The following is a 19,092-nucleotide window of genomic DNA, read 5'->3' on the forward strand; positions in this document are numbered from 1 at the left end:
AGTAAGATGTTCCTCAAGAGCTGCGCAAGAAAACGCCTTCAACATCCGACTGACTATCTGTCTCTTCCAGAAGTCGGGTCCACTCAATTACGAAGTGCTGAATCAACTAATCGTATCCTTAACTTCAGTGCATCAGGACTTTACCTGCGTCAGAGAATAGTCTGCCGAACGCACAAAAAGCCGCTCCCCATAAGAACGGCCTCTTTTTACTAAATATTATTTTCGTACCAGCTTCAGAAATTCCCGCATAAATCCCGGCAAATCAGGCCAAGCATGGCCGGACACGATATTATCATCCACATGAAGGGTTTCTGTCGTATAGGTGGCGCCCAAGCTTTCAACATCATACCGGCAAGCGGAATATGCCGTCATCGTCCGATTGCTGAAAATTTGCTTGTCTTCAAGCACATTGAGAACTAAAGCCGCGTGACAGATCACTCCTACCGGCTTGTTTGCGGCAAAGAAGTGGCCGACTATGGACGGAACATGTTTGTCCATACGGATATACTCCGGCGCCCGTCCTCCGGGAATAATGAGCCCGTCATATTCCTCCGGATTGACCTGATCGAAGGAAACATGCGATTCCAGCAAATATCCTTGCTTCTCGGTATAAGTGTCCCAACCTACGAAATCGTGAACGACGGTGTGGAGAACCTTCTTGGTAGGGGAAGCAATCACGGCTTCATACCCTTCTTCCAACAGTCGGTAGTAAGGATAATAGACCTCCAAGGACTCAGCGGCGTCTCCGGTGATGATCAGAATCTTTTTTGACATCGAATCACTCCTTCTTGGCTTATTGCCTCTATTTTCCTCTATTACAAGGCCAATGTAAAGCAGTTTTAGTTCCGCTTGTTCAGTTGAAAATAGTCAGCAATGCGGGACTTCAATTCGCTTTTTTCATTCCGAGGTACGAGGCATAATAATTGACGGTTGCTTCGAAGCAATTTTGTACTCCCTGTCACTGCTCTACTTCAGGATGACGGCGCAAACCTTGCCCGGTCCATGAATACCTATTGTCAAGTCATTCTCAATATCCGCACTCCGGCTCGGGCCGGTAATCAGATTGATGGAAGAGGGCAGGCCTTGCATGCCGGGGTGCTTTTCCTTAATTCCGGCGAAGGCTTCTCCCATCCGTGATACCAGTTGATCTGCATGGAATATCGCAAATAGAATACCCGTCAGCAAACTGACCGACCGACCGCTGCCTCCGTGGGAAAGCAGCACTAGTGTGCCCGAATTGGCCACCGCGTATTCCGGCCATACGATGCCCAACTGGCACTGCTCCGTCCTGCGAAGCAGCTCGCTTCTCTGCAGCCAGTTAGGGCCCGCTGCATGCGGGGCCGGCTCCCAGCCATCCGCTGTCTCCGTGGAAAGGCCCTCCTTCCAGGGCACTACCCCGATGCCTTTCTCGTTCAGCCACTCATCCAATTGCAGCTCCTGGATTCGGGGATGCTCCCAGCGTGATACTTTGGCTACTCTATGCTCCTCCAGCACCTCGGCCAAACATTGCCGGATTCCGCTGTGAGCTTCTGATTGGGGCACTACCCATACTTTCCCCGTTAAGGCTGTCCAGTTACGGATGAAGAGCTCCAGCCTTTCTTCGCGACTAAGCTGCAGCTCCCGATAAAATTCGGGAGCCCCCTTATGAATATGCTGAGGAGCCTCTGTCATCGGTACAGAACGGCCAAGCCGTTCTGCAATATGACGCATAAACTCGTCTCTTCCCGTCATCGTTCCTGCTCTGGTCATTAGTATGTCCCCCTCTCGCCCTTGCCATTATGGCTTTGATCCTGTTCCGCGGCCTGCCCTTTCTTCCTGTCCGAGCTCTTCAGCTCGTTCTGCAGCGTCTGCCATCTATCCCTGAAAGACAGCCTGGGTTTCATTGGAAAGAACCGGGATTTCGTCCATCCGGCCAGCGGTCCGGGGCCGCGGCGAATCATGCCGTTCTGTCCGAAAGGCTTTTGCAAATAATAAGCGGCTTTAGTCGCCATCCGGTACACTTTCACATTTCCGAACGCGGTTTGAAACGTTCGGAAGGCCAGCCTTTCCGGCAAAGAAGTCATCTTAAGCCTAACCTTGCGATAGCGCAGATGAACGAGCATGTCATGCAGCGGGATTTTGACCGGACAAGCTTCATAGCATGCTCCGCACAGGCTGGAAGCATAGGCTAACTGCCCCGCCTCCTTCATATCCTGCTTCAGCAGAGGAGTTAACACCGCGCCAATCGGACCGCTGTATACCGATCCGTACGTGTGTCCTCCGATATGCCGGTAAACCGGACATACATTGAGACAGGCCGCACAGCGGATACAATGGAGTACCTCCTGGAAGATAGGGTCTCCTAACTGCGCCGACCGCCCGTTATCCAGGACGATAACGTGAAGCTCCTCCGGACCGTCCAGATCCTCCGCGCCTCTCGGCCCCGTCAACAAGGATGTGTAAACGGTCAGCTTCTGTCCGGTGGCGCTCCGTGCCAGCAGGTTAAGCACGACCTCCAAATCCTCGAACGTTGGCACGAGCCGTTCCATACCCATAATGACGACATGGACCTTCGGTATCGTCGAGACCATTCGCCCATTGCCCTCGTTGGATACGAGAGTAATCGAGCCGGACTCTGCAACCCCGAAGTTGCAGCCCGTGAGACCAATCCCGGCTTCAAGAAAATATTGCCGCAGCTTTTGTCTCGCATAAGCGGCGAGAGTGGACGTCTCCGGCGCCATCTGTTCCCCGGAATCTTCCGTGAATAAATCGGCGATTTGTTCCTTGTTTTTATGGATGGCCGGAATAATCAAGTGAGAAGGCGTCTCTTTGGCCAACTGGAGAATATACTCGCCCAAGTCTGTTTCAATGGCCTCGATCCCTTCCTCATTGAGATGCCGGTTCAGATGGATTTCCTCAGACACCATGGACTTGCCTTTAGCTACAAGCTTCGTATTATGCCGTTTGGCAATATCCAAGAAGGTATTAACCGCCTCTCCGGCTTCCCGGCAGAAGTGAACATGACCGCCGGCCTTAACGACGTTTTCCGCAAACTGGTTTAAATAAAAATCCAGATGACGGATAGTATGCTCCCGGATGGCCCTTCCCCGTTCCCGCCACTCCTCCCAGCTGCCGAAATCCTCCATTGCCTGAAGACGACCGCTGCGCAGCTTGTCGGTGGTGAAAGCAACCGCTTTGCGCAAGAACGGGTTATTCAATGCCTCCTCCGTTCTTCTCTTAAGACCGGAGCCAATCGGCTCCTCCTGCATCATCTCCGCTTGATTTCCGTGCCCGCTCATTTACGCTTCACTCCTTCCTCCAGCAATTCGGCCAAATGCATGACCCGGACGGGCTTGCCCTCTTTCTGCAAGCGTCCTCCAATATTCATTAAACAGCCCATATCGGTTCCGACCAGCACCTCCGCTTGCGTTGAGCAGACATTGGCCGCCTTCTCGCAAACCATCGCTTCCGACATGTCCGCCATCTTGACCGCGAAGGTACCGCCGAATCCGCAGCAATCCTCCTTGTAGGGGAGATCTGCATATTCCAAGCCTCGAACATGTTTTAGCAGTTCAATCGGCTCGTTCCTTACACCAAGCAATCTCATCGCATGGCAGGACGGATGATAAGTTACTTTGGCCGGAAATTCCGCCTCCAGATCCGTAACGCCCAGAACATGGACCAAAAATTGTGAAAACTCGTATGTTTTCTTTGCAAGCGCTTCCGCTTTAGCCAGCCATTCAGGCTCTTCCTGAAACAGATAAGGGTAAAAATGATGAATCATTCCCGTGCAGGAGCCCGACGGGGAAACAACATAATCGCTCTTCTCAAAAGCCCGGATCATCGATTGGGCCACTTCCCTCGTTTCCTCCTGATAACCGCTGTTAAAGGCCGGCTGTCCGCAGCAGGTCTGGCCCTCGGGAAAATCCACTTCACAGCCGTACCGGTTCAGCAAGCGGACAACGCTTTCACCGACCTGGGGATAGAGCTGATCAGCCAAACAAGTTATAAATAACGATACTCTCATCAGCAGGACTCCTTCTGTTTAAAATGATATGACCGAAAAATAGCTATCTGGTTATCAGGTTATCAGATAAGTTGGAAATTTTAAAGTCTTTTTTTAAAGAAAAAAAGATCCGTCCCCTAAAATCAAGGCTTCAGGTGGCGGATCAGCACTTGCTCGACATGGTAAAGATGAATTCTCATTTTTTCCTGGGCGAGACCGGGGTCCTTCTTCTTTACCGCTTCGAAGATATCTTTATGCTCCATCCATAAGCGGCGGGAAGCGGGAGTTTTCGAATACAGCTCCAGTCTTCGCGTTCCCCGGATCGCCATCTCGACCTGGGAGGATATGGTCTCCAAGAGACGCACCATAATCGAATTATGCGTTGCCCGGGCGAGCGTCATATGAAATTGCAGGTCGTACTTCTCGCCTTCCTCTTCATTTCCGATATTCTTCTCCATAGCCGACAGAATGGACTCGAAGGCTTGCAAATCCTCTTCCGTTCGTTTCGACGCAGCCAACCCCGCATTGGAGATTTCCAGGGATTGCCGGGCCTCCAGCAGCTCGAGCACCGTCTTCCTGCTCAACAGGAGCGACTCCAGATCCGGCATCGATAAATCTTCGGATTCCAGACTGCGCACATAGCTTCCTTCCCCCTGCCGGATATCAACCAATCCCATAGCTTTCAAAGCGCTCAGCGCTTCCCGCACCGTGGATCTTCCGACCTGATAACTTTCAGACAATTCTCGCGTCGAGGGAAGCTTGGTGCCCGGAGGAAGCCCGCCGTCGATAATTTGTTTTTTGATTTGCTCGGCAATTTCCTCATATATTTTACGATGGGCAATTTTACTGATTTCCACTGGGTTCAACTCTTTCGTTCTTTACTCCTACCCCTTCTATTATTGCCGATAGGAAGAAGCTATGCAAGAGAAAGAGCTTCCGCAGTTAGCGGCCGGCCTTCCCTATACAGAATTATGCATGCAGCCGCAGCGCTGCTGGTTTATTCAAACAGACGGGCTTCCGCACCTTTCCTTCCTTCGTCCAGCCCTGGAAGGTTAGCTCCGCTTCTATGCCGGGCTTCAGGTAGACATAATGATGATCTTCGCCCGAGTATTGTTTGGCGGCGGCTTTAACAAACCAGATCCGGTCAGGCATGATTACGTCGGAACCGACCAGCCCGGCAGGCTTGATTTCCCCGTTGTCTGCTTGAACCCCTATCAACCAGCCGGAGCCCCGTTTGCAATATCCGGTCACATATACCTTTTCTGTCCGATAACAGGGTATTTGGCGCCACTCGGGAGATAACCCCGCTATATAAGGGCTGTCTATACGCTTGGCGACTACCCCTGCAGCCGCACCACGTTCAAGCGCAGCTTGAAATAAGGCTCTGCCACAGCCCTCCACATACTTCATCTTGTAAAAATAATCGTTATCCGTGATGGCTTCCTCCAAATGCCTTTTTCTTTCGGCCAAAGGCAGAGGACGCAAGTCTTCTCCACCCCGCTGCAAAATATCAAATACAAAAAAACGCGCCGGTACAAGTCTCTGGGCGTCATAAATCTGCTTCCGCTTATTCAATCGGATTCTTTCCTTAGCCAGAGCCGGCTCCAGCTTCCCTGTCGCAGGATCTATAAAGGCCGCTTCCCCGTCGAGCACAACATCCTCGTTCACCGGAACCCGCACAAGCTCGGGATAGCGGTGTGTGATTTCATGCCCGTGACGGGTGAATAGCCGCGTTATCCCGTTCTGATGCACCAGCAGCACCCGGTGGCCTTCCACCTTCGGCTCGAATAAATAGGCCGGATCATCGAACGGCTTATCTTGTCGTATCGGAATCATAGGTTCATAAATCATAATAGATCACCAATGCCATTGTAACATGTCTTGCTCCCCCATAACTCAGGGAAAAACAGGGTAGGCTGCTGCCAGATCAAGCGCCCGCTTGCTCCAAAACATAAGAAAAAACCGGCCGTTCACGGATTAAACGGTGAACGAACCGGTTAAAATACTATACACAATATATACGATCGAGATTATTTCCAAGGAAGAAGCTTCCGCTCCACCCACTGCAGGCTGCGGTTAAAAATAACTCCTAGCAGAGAAAGAATAACCACACCCACCATTAGTTTGGTGGTCAACATCAGATTCCCGTAATGGTTAATCATCGATCCCAACCCTTGCTGAGCCGCTATCATCTCCGCAGCCACCAACAGCAGCAGAGAGGTACCGGCGGACAGCTTCAATCCGGCGAAGATCATCGGCAGAGAGCCCGGGAGAATCACTTTTCGAATGACGTTAAAGTGATTGGAGCCGAAGGTTACCGCTGCCTTGATCAGAATAGGGTCGACGTTCTTGACCCCGGAGAAAGTATTGATCACTACCGGGAAGAATACGCCCAGTGCGATAATCGATACCTTAGGCAGCTCGCCGATTCCGAACCACAGAATGATCAGCGGCAGAAGAGCAATCTTCGGAATCGGATAAATCGAGTAGACGACCGGCGAAATAATGGCGTCCGCCCATTTGGAGAAGCCGAGCAGCAGCCCGACCGTAATTCCGATAATCGAGCCGATCGCATACCCGGTCCCGATTCGAAACATGCTGGCCAGCAGATTTTTGTGAAGATCACCGCTCGTCAACAGCTCCCAGCCTGCCATGACGATGGCGGACGGAGCCGGAAGAGCTACCGGCGAGACGAGCCCTAGCTGGCAGATGATCTCCCACAGAACAAGCAAGCCTACTACACCGATTGCAGAAGCGTATGCAGGGATTTTCTGATCGAGGAAGGCTACACGGTTTTTAATATATTGTCTGGATTCCTGCTTCATCGCTCCCTACCCCTCCTTCAACGCTTCCTGGGCATCATGGCGGATCAATTGCCAGATCTGATCGGCATAATGCTCGAACCGGTTCCGGTGTTGCTCCTGATCCCTGCCCATTTTCGGCAAGTCGATATGAATGATTTCTTTAATTCTGCCCGGATGCCTCGAGAGAACGACAACACGGTCTGCAAGATAGACCGCTTCCTGAATGTTATGCGTGACATACAGTGTGCTTAGCTTCGTCCGGTTCCAGATCGTCAGCAGCTCCTCCTGCATGAGCGTACGGGTCTGGGCATCCAGTGCGGAGAAGGGCTCGTCCATCAGCAGCAGATCGGGCTCGATGGCAAGCGCCCGGGCGATTCCTGCCCGCTGCTTCATTCCTCCCGAGAGCTGCTTCGGATAGGCGGACTCGAATCCGGTCAAACCGACCATATCGATGTAATGCCGGCCCTTCTCCTGCTGCTCCTTCTTGCTGACCCCTCTCTCCTCAAGGCCGTATATAACATTCTCATACACCGTCCGCCAAGGCAGAAGGGCTATTTCCTGAAATACTATGCCAAGGCTCGGCTCTTTATTGTTCTCTATCCCTTCGAAATAGACGGAACCCGAGCTTGGAGACAGCAGACCCCCGACAATGTTCAGGAGCGTTGATTTCCCGCAGCCGCTGGGGCCGACGAGGACAACAAATTCCTGCTTTTCGATCGCAAAATTAATATTTTGCAGTGCGATTACTTCTTTCTTCTTGGAGTCTATAAATTTCTTCTCCACATTCTCGATCACGACTCTCATTGCGGTCACTTCCCTAATTCTTTTAACGCTTGCTCCAGCATCTCCGTATTAACGATCGTACTGGAATCTACCTTCTTTTCGATCAGCTTTTCCTTGGCATACCAATCGATTTGCGTCTGAATATCTTCGGCAAGCAGTCTGCCGTCCGGATCCATATACGGAAGTCCTGCTTTAATGTTCTCTTCCGGCTGGTCCGTATACTTCGCAATAATGCTGACTACTTCATCATAATTTTCGCCCGGCACGATTTTGCCATCCTGCTGCACCAATACCGCATCGTAATAGTAGCGGGTAGCCTTGGCATAAGCCTTCAGAAAACGTACAGCCGCATCTTTATCCTCGGCAAACTTCGGAGAGTAGAAGATTCCGGAGGTTTGGTAAGGAATCTCGTCTCCGACCTGGGCAACTACTCTCCCATAACCGTCTTTAAGTACGGCGGAAATATTCGGCTCATTCAGCAGCACGGCATCTACCTGCTTGCTCTTCAAGCTGTCCATTAATCCTTTAATGCTGTTAAGCGGAGTCAGTTCAATGTCTTCAAGTGTAAGGCCATGATTTTCCAGCATTCTGCCGATCATATAATGATAGGTAGAACCGGTTTGGGTAATACCTACTTTCTTGCCTTTCAAATCAGCGATGCCGGCAATAGGAGAATCGCTGGATACCAACAGAGCGGAGGAAGAATAGCCTTTCTCTTCTCTACCTTTATCGGCTACGATCGTCAGCTTCTGACCGCCCGCAATCATATTATACAAACTTGCGGTAATTCCCGTTGCACCGATGTCTACGCTTCCGGAAGCCGTAGCGACCGCGATCGGCTGTGCCGCATCAAACCATTTTAACGAGGCATCGATATTTTCCTCTTTGAAGAACCCCTTCTCCACTGCAATAAATAAAGGTGCGGAACTGGTCAGCTTCAATAATCCGATACTAACCGATACCGGAGCCGCTTCCTTCTCCTGCCCGCCAGGGGACGGCGTCGGCTGAACTTCCTCTTTCTTTCCGCAGCCCGCAAGAACGACGGTTAATACGAGAGCCACCAGCATAAATACAATTGTCCCTTTTTTCATTCTGACTTTTCCTCCAATTTTTCTATGTGTTTATATAGGACCAAATACACTGTATTCGACAATCGCCATTCTCCTGCATACGTTATGATTTATATCAAAAATCCATTCTATTTTAGCATAAAACCTACGAGAATTAACTGGAAGAATTCTACTCGCTCTCTTTTATCCTGTTTTTACACTTTCCTTTATAAGTGAATTGAAATGGTATACATACCTCATGTTATAATGACTTGTATGCTTACAAAATCTTTACATTTTTTTATCTAAACAAATAGATTGGGAGATCGATAGGAATGGGCAAGCAGTTAAAATCGTTATATCCAATAGTTATTCTCTCGTTATGGCTTCTGGCGTTCGTCGAGTTTTTCAGCCGTGGAAGCATCGAAGCGGTTTGGTCCTGGCTCACGACCAATCCTATGGAGCTTGTCTTGAATTATCTCTTCGTCTTCTTCTCCCTTCTGATCCTGGCAGCATTGACGGGAAGAACCAGATGGGCCTATTGGCTGGCCTCCGTCTTATTTATCGTCATTGCCATCGTAAGCGGAATCAAACTGAAGATAATGGGTGTCCCCCTCCTGCCATGGGACGTGTTTCTCGGCAGCGAGACGAAGGATGTGCTCCAATATGTCAACAGCCTCTTTAGTGTCAGCATGATCTCGGGAATTGTCATTTTCCTGGCAGGCAGCTATGCGATGCTCTACCATATCCCGCACTTTAAAGGGAGATTCCGATGGAAAACCCAAATCGTTCTCGCCGTGCTTTCGGTTTTATTTTTTACTTCCGTTTATTCGGACAAGCCGATCCCGGTCAAGCAGGCGTTTAACATTTCAACCATCCCTTGGGATCAGACTTCCAATTATATGACCAACGGACTTTTACTGACAACCGTATTAAATGTCGATCTCATCTTGATTGAAGAACCCGAAGGATATAATAAGGAAAAGATCGAATCTCTGGTGGCGGAAATTCCCCGGAGACCCGATCAAAGCGATGTCGATCCCAATATTATCGTCGTGCTGAGCGAATCGTTCTGGGATCCGACGGTCATGAAGGATGTAGAGTTCAGTGAAGATCCGCTTCCTTTCTTCCATTCTATCCAGGAGAAGTATACCGGGGGCTGGATGAGATCCCCGCAATTTGGCGGAGGAACGGCCAATGTGGAATTCGAGGTGCTGACGGGCAATACTATGCGTTTCCTGCAGCAAGGATCTCTTCCTTACATTCAGTATGTTAATCATCCGGTGGACTCACTGGCCAGTATTCTTAAGAGACAAGGCTATACGACCGCCTCGGTCAATCCGTTCCACAATTGGTTTTTCAACAGCAAAACGGTGTACCGCAATTTCGGATTTTCGAAGTATATCAGCAGCGAGTTTTTTGACCCGGTATACAAGGGTCCGTTCCTGGCCGACACCGAGGTGGCCAAAAATGTTATAGAACAAATTGAATCCAGTCCGGGCCCGGCCTTCGTTTTTGCCAATACGATGGAGAATCATTATCCGTACGAACCATGGAAATTCGGCGGCAACACGATTAAGGTGAAGGGAGCCAATCTTTCGGAGGATTCCATAGGAAAGCTTGAAACATACGCTCAAGGATTAACGGGAGCGGATGCCATGCTGAAGATGCTCGTTGAGCATTTCGAGGCTTCCGGGGAGCCTACGATCATCGTCTTCTACGGAGACCATCTGCCTGTGCTCGGCGACGATTATAAAGTCTATAGGGAAAGCAATTATTTGCAGGATAACGATCCCGACTTTTTCAAGAAAATCTACAGCGTTCCCTTCGTGATCTGGGACAACTATCTGTCTGATGAGAAGGAGGATCTGTATATCAGTTCGTCCTTCCTCGGTCCCTATGTGCTGAACAAAGCCGGGAAAGAAGGCAGCTATTATACCGACTTCCTGTACTCTCTATATGAAAAAACACCGCTGCTTCCCGAGGCGGGGGATGAACAGTGGGCGGAAGAAATGCGCATCTACGAATATTTGCAGTATGACATTATGTTCGGAGCCAGATACGGCTATAAAGATTTCGAAGACCAGATCGTCGATCCGAACTTTATCCTTGGGCGCGGGCCGATGGAGCTGGAACAGGTGCTTCCTGCGGAAACCTATGCCGATACAAGCAAGGATGCGTCGGTAACGATCGAGCTTAAAGGGAAGAATTTCGTCCCCGGGGCGCTGGTATATGCAAATGGCGGTGCGCTTGAAACGAAGTACGTGGACCGTCAAACGATGACAGCCGTCGTACCGGCCAATATGCTGGGCAAATCCGGCCGTCTCGACATCAGGATCAAGCTGATCGATTCCCAATCCATCGCCATTGTTGAAACGAATTCGCTGCCGTTTACCGTAAAGTAAAGCTGGCCGCCTGGCGTATGGGAATACCGATTGCCACCACCGCATTTGCGACACAAACAATGGACCAGGATGATCGCCTTCCGGCGTATCCTGGTCCATTTGGATAAAAAATGCCACAAACCTATAAAACCCGCATAAGCTGCTTGCGGCTCTGAGGATCCAACGCGGTATAATCGTGAATCTCGCACCGGTTACCGTCCATATCGGACAGTAGCAGGCGCTTACGGGCAATCGGCTGCACATGCTCGTGAAGATTGCGCATCGTCAGCTTGATCGGACCGAGCGACGTTTGCAGCTGCCATACCCACATCCCGGAATGCTGCTTGATGCTCACGATCTGCTGAACCTGCGGGAGCAAATACCTCAGCTTAAGCTCCTTCTCCACTTCCGCCCGGGACATGTCATCCAGCTCCGTCAATCCGGCAAGGATTCCGATTTCCAGGCCCTCCCTGTCGCGCACGGAAATATATTCGTCTTGTCGTGACAGCGGGAAACCCCGGTACAGCAGGACCTCCGGATAAAGGGTACCTCTGCTTTCCATCGACAGCATTCCGCCTTCGGTACGTCTGAATGAGAGCGATCCGGCGTCGAGCACCACGATTTCATACGATCCGTTACTCATCCTTTCACCCCTCTGATCTTGGACATTTCCTTCTGTGCCTCCACCAGCTTGTAATACACTCCCTCAAGAGCCAACAGCTCCTCATGTGTTCCGATTTCCGCCACCTTCCCCTTATCCAGAACGATGAGCCGGTCGGCGTTCCTTAAAGTCGACAGGCGATGGGCGATAGCAAAGGTCGTTCTTCCCTTGACCAGCCGGGCGATCGCCTCCTGGATCTGGCGCTCGGTCTCTGTATCGACCGAAGCGGTAGCTTCGTCAAGGATAAGAATGCGAGGATCGTGAATGATGGCACGGGCGATGGCAATACGCTGTTTCTCCCCGCCGGATAGACGATGGCCCCGCTCTCCCACCCGGGTGTCATACCCATCCGGCATGCGGACGATAAAATCGTGGGCATTCGCAATTTTAGCCGCCCGCATAATCTCCAGAGGGCTTACCTCTGGATTCGCATAGGCAATATTCTCGGCAATCGTGCCGTCGAACAGAAAAGTTTCCTGAAGCACGACACCGATCTGCTTGCGCAAGGCTTCCTGGTCGATTTGTTTCAAATCGATACCGTCAATCCTGATAATCCCTGAATCGGGATCGTAAAATCGGCAAATCAAGTTGATCAAGGTCGATTTGCCCGCTCCGGAATGGCCGACCAAGCCGATCATCTCTCCCGGAGCGATTTGCAAGCTGATGTCTTTGAGAACGGGATGATGCTTCTCGTATCCGTAGGAAACATTCTCCAGCTCGACCCTGCCCTCTACCCTGGGGATAGATACCGCATTGCGGGCGGTAGGAACATCCGTCGGCGTATCCATAATTTCGAAGACGCGGTCCGCTGCGGTTAACGCACGGCTGGTCCAGCTTATCGATTGGCTGAACCATTGGAGAGGGCCGAAAAACATGGTCAAGTAAGCGGTAAAAGCCATCAAAGTACCCAATGTCAGCTCGTCCCGGATGACCTGCCAGCCGCCGAAGTACCAGACAAGCAGCGCCCCGGAAGTCGTAATCAAGGAAAATAACGGGAATACACCGGACCAAATACCTTCCGAACGGATAGTCTGATGCACCAGCTCCTCGTTAGCGCTCCCGTATCTCTCCCTCTCGGTCGTCTCCTGGCCGAACGCTTTGACGACGCGGATCCCCTGCAGTGCATCGCCTACGAGCATATTGATTTTGTTGACCGAACGCCATTGAAGATACCAGAGATGCCGAATCCGGGGCCAAATGGAGAGCGAAGTAATGACAATCAGAGGCGTGGGCAGCAAGGCCAGCAAAGCCAGCTTCCAATTGAGGTTAAGCATCATGCCGATAATGGCGATAAGCATCAGCAATTGTCCGGCTATCCAAATGATTCCGTCGGTCAGAAACTGCCTCATCGCTTCCGAATCGCTGTTCACCCTGCCTATAAATTGCGATGTCTGTCTGCGATCAAAGAAGCTGAGCGACAACCTCATTAACGCTTGGTATGTATCCTTGCGGATATCTCCCATCAGCTTGCCGCCGATCCATACGCCTATATACCCCCTCAATGTCTGCATCAGCGAAAGAACAACCCGGGTGGCGGCCAGAGCGATAACCAGCCACAGCAAAGCGTGGCCGATATGCTTCGGCTGGAGAACGTCATCGACAATGACTTTCGTCAAATAAGGAGGGATCAGTTCCATCAGCGTAGCGGCCATCATCATTAACGCCGCAGTTATCATCCGCATCTTATACGGCTTGGCATAACTGAGCAGCCTGGAAATAACCTTCCCCTTATCCGAGCAGGTCGGGCACAGATTGCTTCCTTCCGGCAGCCGTTCCTGACAGGTAGGACATAGTCTGGGCATGTCTTTGGAGGTGGGAACCGGGAGCTCCTCTCCTTGGATGAGTGCTTGGATCGTTTTCGTTGCGAAGCTCATCTGTCTGTTCAGTTCCGCTGTAAAACGGGCAAGAACAACAGCCCCGTCCTCTGTGTCTATAACAAGCGTTCCGCCCCCGACCGCCGACAGCATCCGGGCTTCTTTAACAGACGACAAGGGATATTCCCTGACAAGCTCCCCCTCTTCGGAAACGACCTCAAGCCGGCTCCTGGTGATCAGAAGCCGGCTTCTCCCCGGTGTACCGTTCTCGTCTACATTCGCTTCGACTTCCCAAACCAATTCGTCGGTCGGCTGACTGTTTCCGCTTACATTAATCTTTTCCTTCTCAAGAACGCTCATTTCTTCAACCCCCTTACGAATACGGGTTCCTTGCAGCTGTTGTTCATGAGCAGTCATTGACAGCAAGTAAGCCAACCTTCATTCTAGCATGGTTATCACGGCATGGTGCCGGGAAATTTTAATTATATACATTCTATCCTTACATTTCCCATACGAGCGGATGGTCCTTTGAAAGTCAAGACAAGCCTTGAACGACCTTCCCCTGGCCCGGCTCTAAACCAACGATTTCATATACTGCAGGTTACGAGCCAGCAGCTCTTCACCTGTTCCTGAGCGGCTGAAATCTTCGAAGCTGAGCCAACGATCGTACCCGACCGTCTTCAAGTCGTCCACGATTTGTTTCCAATTCGCCACTCCTTCACTGACCGGACAGGAATCCGCCTGCCAGATATGACGGTTCGGGTCGTTAGTCCGCACCCAATGAGCATTCTTCACGTGAACATGAGCCAGATAAGGCCCCAGCAGCTCCAAGCCCATACGGTACTGCTCGTATCCTTCATAGACCATGTTGCCGGGATCATAGATGACCCCGATATGTTCCGGATCGAAGCCTTCTACCAGCCTGTGTGCCAGACTGGCACTGGAGGCAATATTGTTCATATGGATCTCGATCCATCCCTGGACGCCATATTGGCGGCTCAGTTTCTGTACTTCCTCCAGATAAGAACGGCCTTCCTCCAACAACTCCTGATAGCGCTTACTTCGATTGTACATCGGCACACCAACCCGAATCGCAGAGGCCCCAAACCATTGAGCTATTTGCATCCCCCGTGCCGTTCCTTCCACATCGCCGCATTGCAAATAGCATGCTAGAGCGGGAATTTCCAAGCCTGCAAGCTCTGTCTCCGCCTTCAAGCTCAGAATATCTTCTTCGGACGATTGAGTATCGACGGTACACCGATTGTTTCCCCAGAAAGACGGGGGCTCCTCCTGCTTGGCCGGGTCGATTGCCGTTACTCTCCATTCCACTCCGTCATAGCCTGCCTTCTTAAGCTCATGTATTGCTTCCTGGGGCGATAGCTCGGGGAGCATGACCGTGAATACAGAATATTTCATCCTTCATCCTCTTTTCCATCCCATGCGCGGCGGCATGTATTATTAAATTCTCAACACGATAGTACCATAAACAGGAAATCCGGTCCATGCTCTTAAGCAGCGATTTCGGTTCTTTCGGCGGCTTTCTCGCCGTTGAACAGCCGAATTTAGCCGGAAAATAGAGCTCTCCCGACAGCCGGTTTGCGATTTTCAGCCCCATTCAGCTCAACGGGCATCTGGAGCAGGCGCACGGCTTCCCTGTACAACGATGCAAGAGAAAGAGCGAGTGTAAGTGGAAAAAATTGACCACTTGCCCCGCTCTTTTCTCAGATAGATTTTACTGTTTTCTCGGTTTAGGCCATTTCGCAGTCGTTTGTAAACTGCTTTAGAAACCGCCTCTTTCGCGCTTTATTTATTGGACTGATACCACTCATTGGCGGCTTTAATCATTTCCTCTCCGCCTTGGGATTTCCATTGCGCCAGGAATTTATCGTAATTGTCGACAGGCTCTACTCCGCCAATAAATTTGATGAAGCTGTCTTCCCTAAGCTTGGCAAGCTTTTGGGTGTTTTTGGAGATGGCCTCAATCGGAGGTGCGTAGGTTAACGGATCAATCACCATATGTTCTTTAGCGTTCTCCTGATAGGTTTCGAAATACTTCTGCACATTTTCATCCTTACGCACACGTGCCTGCCAGTAAATCGGATAATTGTCCTGATCCGTTCCCGTCAGGAAGTAACTTGCGTTGTTCCACTCATCCGCGAATTTGGGATGAATCGGGTAATATTTGCCGTCCTTCATTTCGTGGTGAACTCCCTCTTCGCCGATCGCCAGCCCTTTGTGAATATCTTTCTCCAGCTTCATATCGATTAGCTTCATCGCATCTTCTTTGTTCTTGGCCCATTTAGGGATGGCAACGACGTAGGTAACTCCGGCCGAACCGACAACCTGTGTTTTGCCGTCTTTATCCTTAAGGAAAGGTATGATGGAGATTTTGGCATCCGGGAAGTTCTTGGCCAGGGCATTGTTGATATTCCCCGCATCCCACCAAGCTAACCGGTACATGGCCGCTTTGCCGCTGGAGAATTTCTCGATGGCCTTAGCCGAAGTATTAATTCCCCATTCCGGATCCATCAAGCCTTCCTCATACAGCTTGTTCATGAAGGCCAAATACTCCTTCATCTCTGGGAGCTCTACGGCATGCACCAGCTTGCCGTCACGCTCCACCCAATCCGTCGTTATTCCGAAGGTCGAAGCGATATCCCCAACCATCGGATCCTTGCCTCCGGTTAAAGGAATGACGTTCTTCTTTTCTTTAATCGTCTTCAACACATTGTACAATTCATCAGTGGTCGTCGGTATTTCCAGTCCGAGCTCATCCATCCAGTCCTGGCGGACAACCAGCTCGGTACCTACCTGTGTTCCAGCCGTTCCTTCCGGGATTCCGTACTTTTTGCCGTCAACAATGACGCTGTTCCAGGTCTCTTCATGAATCACTTGTTTCATATTTGTACCATATTTATCAATCAGGTCGTCCAGCGGCTCTAGCGCGCCGGAAGCCGCCAGCCTGGCGAATTGGGACTTACCGAGCTTCATGAAGTCGTACGCCTCTTGGTTAGCCATCAGCAGGTTCAGCTTCTCATCGGCATTCTCGGCGGGAAGCTGATCGTATTTGACATCATATCCCGTCTTCTCCTTCAAGTAGGCGGCCACGGGATCCTTATTCGGATCGAAGCGTTCAAAAGGCAGCAATTGGCGCAGTTGAGGCTTTTCCGCCTTATCGCCCCCTTCATTCTTCGGGGCTTCGGAAGCGGCCGGAGAATTGGTCGGGGCAGCTCCTTTATTATCGTTCCCGCCTCCTCCACAAGCCGCCACTGTCACGGCTAATGCGGCGATGGAAACGGAAGACAGCATCTTTTTAGTTACGTTGGATTGAAATTGCATGGATGAACCTCCCTTTCTTCTTTTCAAAGATTTCATTATGAAATTCCTTCAGTTCTTATCCGATTAGGAGAAATGATCACCGCCTTTCCATGCTTTCTTTTTGGCACGGTAACAATGAATCCCATCATCCTTTGACCGAACCGATCAGTACGCCTTTCACAAAATATTTCTGCAAAAACGGGTACACAAGCAAGATGGGGATCGTGGCCAACAGTATGGATGCCGCCTGGATCGCTTGTGGAGTTATGTTCATGGCCGCATCGATATTGACGACATTTCCTCCGGATATAAAAGCATCGCTAGCGGATACGAGCAGTTCTTTCAAATAAAGCTGCATCGGCTTTTTCTCCGGGCTGTTGATATAAATCATGGAAGCAAAGAAATCATTCCAGAAGCTTACGGCATAGAACAAGGCGATTGTGGCAAAAACCGGCATGGATAAGGGCAATGTGATTTTATATAAAATCTTCAGATTGCTGGCCCCATCAATCTTGGCCGATTCCTCCAAACTTTCCGGCAGGCTTTCAAAATAGTTCTTGATAATCAGCATGTTGAAAACACTGATCATCGAGGGCAGGAACAGTACCGGAAGCTGATTGATCAGCCCCAGATTATGCATCAGCAGGTAGGTCGGAATCAATCCGCCGCTGAACAGCATCGTAAACACGTACATCAGAATGAAATATTTCCGTCCACGGAGTCTCGGCTTGGATAGCGGGTATGCGGCCAATGCGGTCATGAACAGACTGAGCGCCGTACCTACGACCGTAATAAATACCGAAACTTTAAAGGAATTAAGAAACATGGAATCCTGAAGTACATATTTATAGGTTCCGAATTGAAGATCCACCGGGAATATTGTGACCATTCCGGAAATAACCGCCGCCTCACTGCTTAATGATTTGGCTATGAGATTCAGGAACGGAAACAGAGTAACTACTCCAAATAGGATGAAAAAAATGTAATTGAAGAAATAAAATATTTTTTCTCCTATCGATTCTTTAATGGCGTTTCTATTTTTCTTCTTTACAGAAGCTGTTTCTGGCATATCCATGTCATGATCTCCCCTCTCGTTACGCAAAATCGCTTACCATATGCCTCTCTGCAAATATTTACGGGATAAGTAGTTGCCTGTAATGATCAGAATGAAGCCGATAACCGAATCGAACAAGCCAACGGCCGTCGAGAAGCTGTAGTCTTGCTCACCCAGCCCCACCCGGTAGACATAGGTACCTATAACATCAGCGACATTGTAAACGTTCGGATTGTACATAACGAGAATTTGCTCAGTCCCCGCTTCAAGAATACTACCCAGGCGGAGGATAAACATCAGCAGAATAATCGGCGTCAGACCCGGCAAAGTAATATATAAAATTTGCTTAAACTTGTTGGCCCCGTCAATTCTGGCCGCTTCATATAATTGCGGGTCAATTCCGCTCAAGGCCGCCAAGTAAACAATAGTGCTCCAGCCAAGTTCCTTCCATCCGGCTGAGGTGATCAGCACGGAGCGAAATATCGTGTGGTCCAGGAAGAATGCTATCGGTTCTCCGCCCAGCGCTACAATCATCCGGTTGATTAAGCCGCCGTTGGTGGAAAGAAGGTCGATAAATAAACCGCTTACAATAACCCAGGATAAAAAATGCGGCAAATAGACAATAGTCTGAATTGTCCTCTTAAAGATCATGTTCTTTAATTCGTTCATTAAAATGGCAACGATGATCGGAAGAGGAAACAGAAATACAATTTTATATAAGGAGATTATCAGCGTGTTTTTGAATACGTTGACGAAATCAGGCGAGGTAAACAGCCTTTTAAAATTGTCCATCCCCACCCAGGGGCTGTCCGCAAATCCTGTGAAAATATTAAAATCTTTAAAAGCAATAATGATTCCATACATGGGTGTATACTTAAACAGAAGCAAAAACAGAATTCCCGGGATCAAAGCGACATATAAATCCCAATCCTTCCTGATATCTGCCCCTAATTGACCCCAATATCCTCTGCGGGAGGCTGGAATGACTGGCGGCGTTCTTGTTGTCGGTTTCATTGAATTCCCCCTAAATCCGTAAATTTCTTTCTGAGTGTGTAGCTATTGGAGAAAATCTCCTACATAAAACCTAAAAAAGGAATGCTTTTTTCTATGCTTCCAAGTTTACCCGTAATGGGGGCCGATGAATAGCGGACAGTGATTACTTTTTTTAGTACTTTCATTACTATTTGCCCAAGCTTGTCCCTTTCCGTCTTGAGCTCGACGAAGGATGGGCTATAATGGA

16 protein-coding genes are annotated in these 19,092 nt (G+C 49.9%); 1 reads left to right on the forward strand and 15 read right to left on the reverse strand.

The window, feature by feature from the left end; all coding sequences use genetic code 11:
- Positions 1-216: 216 nt before the first annotated feature.
- The 9 genes from ACFQ03_RS05230 to ACFQ03_RS05270 form a co-directional block, all read right to left on the reverse strand.
- Positions 217-774 carry a DJ-1/PfpI family protein gene (locus ACFQ03_RS05230; protein ID WP_379286578.1) on the reverse strand — a complete coding sequence of 186 codons (558 nt, stop codon included), beginning with the start codon at positions 772-774 and terminating at the stop codon, positions 217-219.
- Between the two features lie 192 nt (positions 775-966).
- On the reverse strand, positions 967-1,749 hold the full coding sequence (locus ACFQ03_RS05235) for a LutC/YkgG family protein (protein ID WP_379286580.1): 783 nt from the start codon (positions 1,747-1,749) through the stop codon (positions 967-969).
- Positions 1,749-3,278 (reverse strand): LutB/LldF family L-lactate oxidation iron-sulfur protein, encoded by a 1,530-nt coding sequence (locus ACFQ03_RS05240; RefSeq protein WP_144932977.1) that lies wholly within the window; start codon positions 3,276-3,278, stop codon positions 1,749-1,751. The genes ACFQ03_RS05235 and ACFQ03_RS05240 overlap by 1 nt, the downstream gene beginning before the upstream one ends.
- Positions 3,275-4,006, reverse strand: coding sequence for a (Fe-S)-binding protein (locus ACFQ03_RS05245; RefSeq protein WP_379286583.1), 732 nt, complete (start codon positions 4,004-4,006; stop codon positions 3,275-3,277). The genes ACFQ03_RS05240 and ACFQ03_RS05245 overlap by 4 nt, the downstream gene beginning before the upstream one ends.
- A 122-nt stretch (positions 4,007-4,128) precedes the next feature.
- The gene (locus ACFQ03_RS05250) at positions 4,129-4,842 is read right to left on the reverse strand and encodes a FadR/GntR family transcriptional regulator (RefSeq protein ID WP_144932973.1); all 714 of its coding nucleotides are present in this window, start codon (positions 4,840-4,842) and stop codon (positions 4,129-4,131) included.
- 112 nt (positions 4,843-4,954) lie between these two features.
- A complete protein-coding gene (locus tag ACFQ03_RS05255) occupies positions 4,955-5,836 on the reverse strand; it encodes an ATP-dependent DNA ligase (protein WP_144932971.1) in 882 nt (293 codons plus the stop codon).
- A gap of 179 nt (positions 5,837-6,015) precedes the next feature.
- Complete coding sequence (locus tag ACFQ03_RS05260; RefSeq protein WP_144932969.1) at positions 6,016-6,810, reverse strand: ABC transporter permease; 795 nt, start codon at positions 6,808-6,810, stop codon at positions 6,016-6,018.
- A 6-nt stretch (positions 6,811-6,816) separates the two neighbouring features.
- The gene (locus ACFQ03_RS05265; protein WP_144932967.1) at positions 6,817-7,593 is read right to left on the reverse strand and encodes an ABC transporter ATP-binding protein; all 777 of its coding nucleotides are present in this window, start codon (positions 7,591-7,593) and stop codon (positions 6,817-6,819) included.
- A 5-nt stretch (positions 7,594-7,598) separates the two neighbouring features.
- Positions 7,599-8,663 carry an ABC transporter substrate-binding protein gene (locus ACFQ03_RS05270; RefSeq protein ID WP_144932965.1) on the reverse strand — a complete coding sequence of 355 codons (1,065 nt, stop codon included), beginning with the start codon at positions 8,661-8,663 and terminating at the stop codon, positions 7,599-7,601.
- A gap of 293 nt (positions 8,664-8,956) precedes the next feature.
- Here ACFQ03_RS05270 and ACFQ03_RS05275 point away from each other — a divergent pair, with 293 nt between their 5' ends.
- Positions 8,957-11,026, forward strand: a complete 2,070-nt coding sequence (locus ACFQ03_RS05275; RefSeq protein WP_144932963.1) for an LTA synthase family protein — start codon at positions 8,957-8,959, stop codon at positions 11,024-11,026.
- 121 nt (positions 11,027-11,147) lie between these two features.
- Here ACFQ03_RS05275 and ACFQ03_RS05280 read toward each other — a convergent pair whose 3' ends face one another.
- The 6 genes from ACFQ03_RS05280 to ACFQ03_RS05305 all read right to left on the reverse strand — a co-directional run bounded on the left by ACFQ03_RS05280 (position 11,148) and on the right by ACFQ03_RS05305 (position 18,866).
- Positions 11,148-11,648, reverse strand: a complete 501-nt coding sequence (locus ACFQ03_RS05280) for a DUF1854 domain-containing protein (RefSeq protein WP_379286588.1) — start codon at positions 11,646-11,648, stop codon at positions 11,148-11,150.
- Positions 11,645-13,840 carry an ABC transporter ATP-binding protein gene (locus ACFQ03_RS05285; RefSeq protein WP_379286590.1) on the reverse strand — a complete coding sequence of 732 codons (2,196 nt, stop codon included), beginning with the start codon at positions 13,838-13,840 and terminating at the stop codon, positions 11,645-11,647. Before ACFQ03_RS05285 ends, ACFQ03_RS05280 begins: the two co-directional genes overlap by 4 nt.
- 213 nt (positions 13,841-14,053) lie before the next feature.
- A complete protein-coding gene (locus tag ACFQ03_RS05290; protein WP_144932957.1) occupies positions 14,054-14,896 on the reverse strand; it encodes a sugar phosphate isomerase/epimerase family protein in 843 nt (280 codons plus the stop codon).
- A gap of 387 nt (positions 14,897-15,283) precedes the next feature.
- A complete protein-coding gene (locus ACFQ03_RS05295; RefSeq protein WP_144932955.1) occupies positions 15,284-16,819 on the reverse strand; it encodes an extracellular solute-binding protein in 1,536 nt (511 codons plus the stop codon).
- A gap of 124 nt (positions 16,820-16,943) precedes the next feature.
- The gene (locus tag ACFQ03_RS05300; RefSeq protein ID WP_144933028.1) at positions 16,944-17,867 is read right to left on the reverse strand and encodes a carbohydrate ABC transporter permease; all 924 of its coding nucleotides are present in this window, start codon (positions 17,865-17,867) and stop codon (positions 16,944-16,946) included.
- A gap of 39 nt (positions 17,868-17,906) precedes the next feature.
- The gene (locus ACFQ03_RS05305) at positions 17,907-18,866 is read right to left on the reverse strand and encodes an ABC transporter permease (RefSeq protein ID WP_379286593.1); all 960 of its coding nucleotides are present in this window, start codon (positions 18,864-18,866) and stop codon (positions 17,907-17,909) included.
- Positions 18,867-19,092 lie beyond the last annotated feature (226 nt).

It is taken from the genome of Paenibacillus residui, assembly GCF_042677205.1.
GTDB lineage: Bacteria > Bacillota > Bacilli > Paenibacillales > NBRC-103111 > Paenibacillus_L > Paenibacillus_L residui.

Excerpts from the sequence above, each read along its gene's own strand:
- ACFQ03_RS05260 (WP_144932969.1), bottom strand. The coding sequence starts at position 6,810 with ATGAAGCAGGAATCCAGACAATATATTAAAAACCGTGTAGCCTTCCTC.
- ACFQ03_RS05300 (WP_144933028.1), bottom strand. The coding sequence starts at position 17,867 with ATGCCAGAAACAGCTTCTGTAAAGAAGAAAAATAGAAACGCCATTAAA.
- ACFQ03_RS05295 (WP_144932955.1), bottom strand. The coding sequence starts at position 16,819 with ATGCAATTTCAATCCAACGTAACTAAAAAGATGCTGTCTTCCGTTTCC.
- ACFQ03_RS05280 (WP_379286588.1), bottom strand. The coding sequence starts at position 11,648 with ATGAGTAACGGATCGTATGAAATCGTGGTGCTCGACGCCGGATCGCTC.
- ACFQ03_RS05285 (WP_379286590.1), bottom strand. The coding sequence starts at position 13,840 with ATGAGCGTTCTTGAGAAGGAAAAGATTAATGTAAGCGGAAACAGTCAG.
- ACFQ03_RS05265 (WP_144932967.1), bottom strand. The coding sequence starts at position 7,593 with ATGAGAGTCGTGATCGAGAATGTGGAGAAGAAATTTATAGACTCCAAG.
- ACFQ03_RS05230 (WP_379286578.1), bottom strand. The coding sequence starts at position 774 with ATGTCAAAAAAGATTCTGATCATCACCGGAGACGCCGCTGAGTCCTTG.
- ACFQ03_RS05290 (WP_144932957.1), bottom strand. The coding sequence starts at position 14,896 with ATGAAATATTCTGTATTCACGGTCATGCTCCCCGAGCTATCGCCCCAG.
- ACFQ03_RS05240 (WP_144932977.1), bottom strand. The coding sequence starts at position 3,278 with ATGAGCGGGCACGGAAATCAAGCGGAGATGATGCAGGAGGAGCCGATT.
- ACFQ03_RS05255 (WP_144932971.1), bottom strand. The coding sequence starts at position 5,836 with ATGATTTATGAACCTATGATTCCGATACGACAAGATAAGCCGTTCGAT.
- ACFQ03_RS05245 (WP_379286583.1), bottom strand. The coding sequence starts at position 4,006 with ATGAGAGTATCGTTATTTATAACTTGTTTGGCTGATCAGCTCTATCCC.
- ACFQ03_RS05305 (WP_379286593.1), bottom strand. The coding sequence starts at position 18,866 with ATGAAACCGACAACAAGAACGCCGCCAGTCATTCCAGCCTCCCGCAGA.
- ACFQ03_RS05235 (WP_379286580.1), bottom strand. The coding sequence starts at position 1,749 with ATGACCAGAGCAGGAACGATGACGGGAAGAGACGAGTTTATGCGTCAT.
- ACFQ03_RS05270 (WP_144932965.1), bottom strand. The coding sequence starts at position 8,663 with ATGAAAAAAGGGACAATTGTATTTATGCTGGTGGCTCTCGTATTAACC.
- ACFQ03_RS05275 (WP_144932963.1), top strand. The coding sequence starts at position 8,957 with ATGGGCAAGCAGTTAAAATCGTTATATCCAATAGTTATTCTCTCGTTA.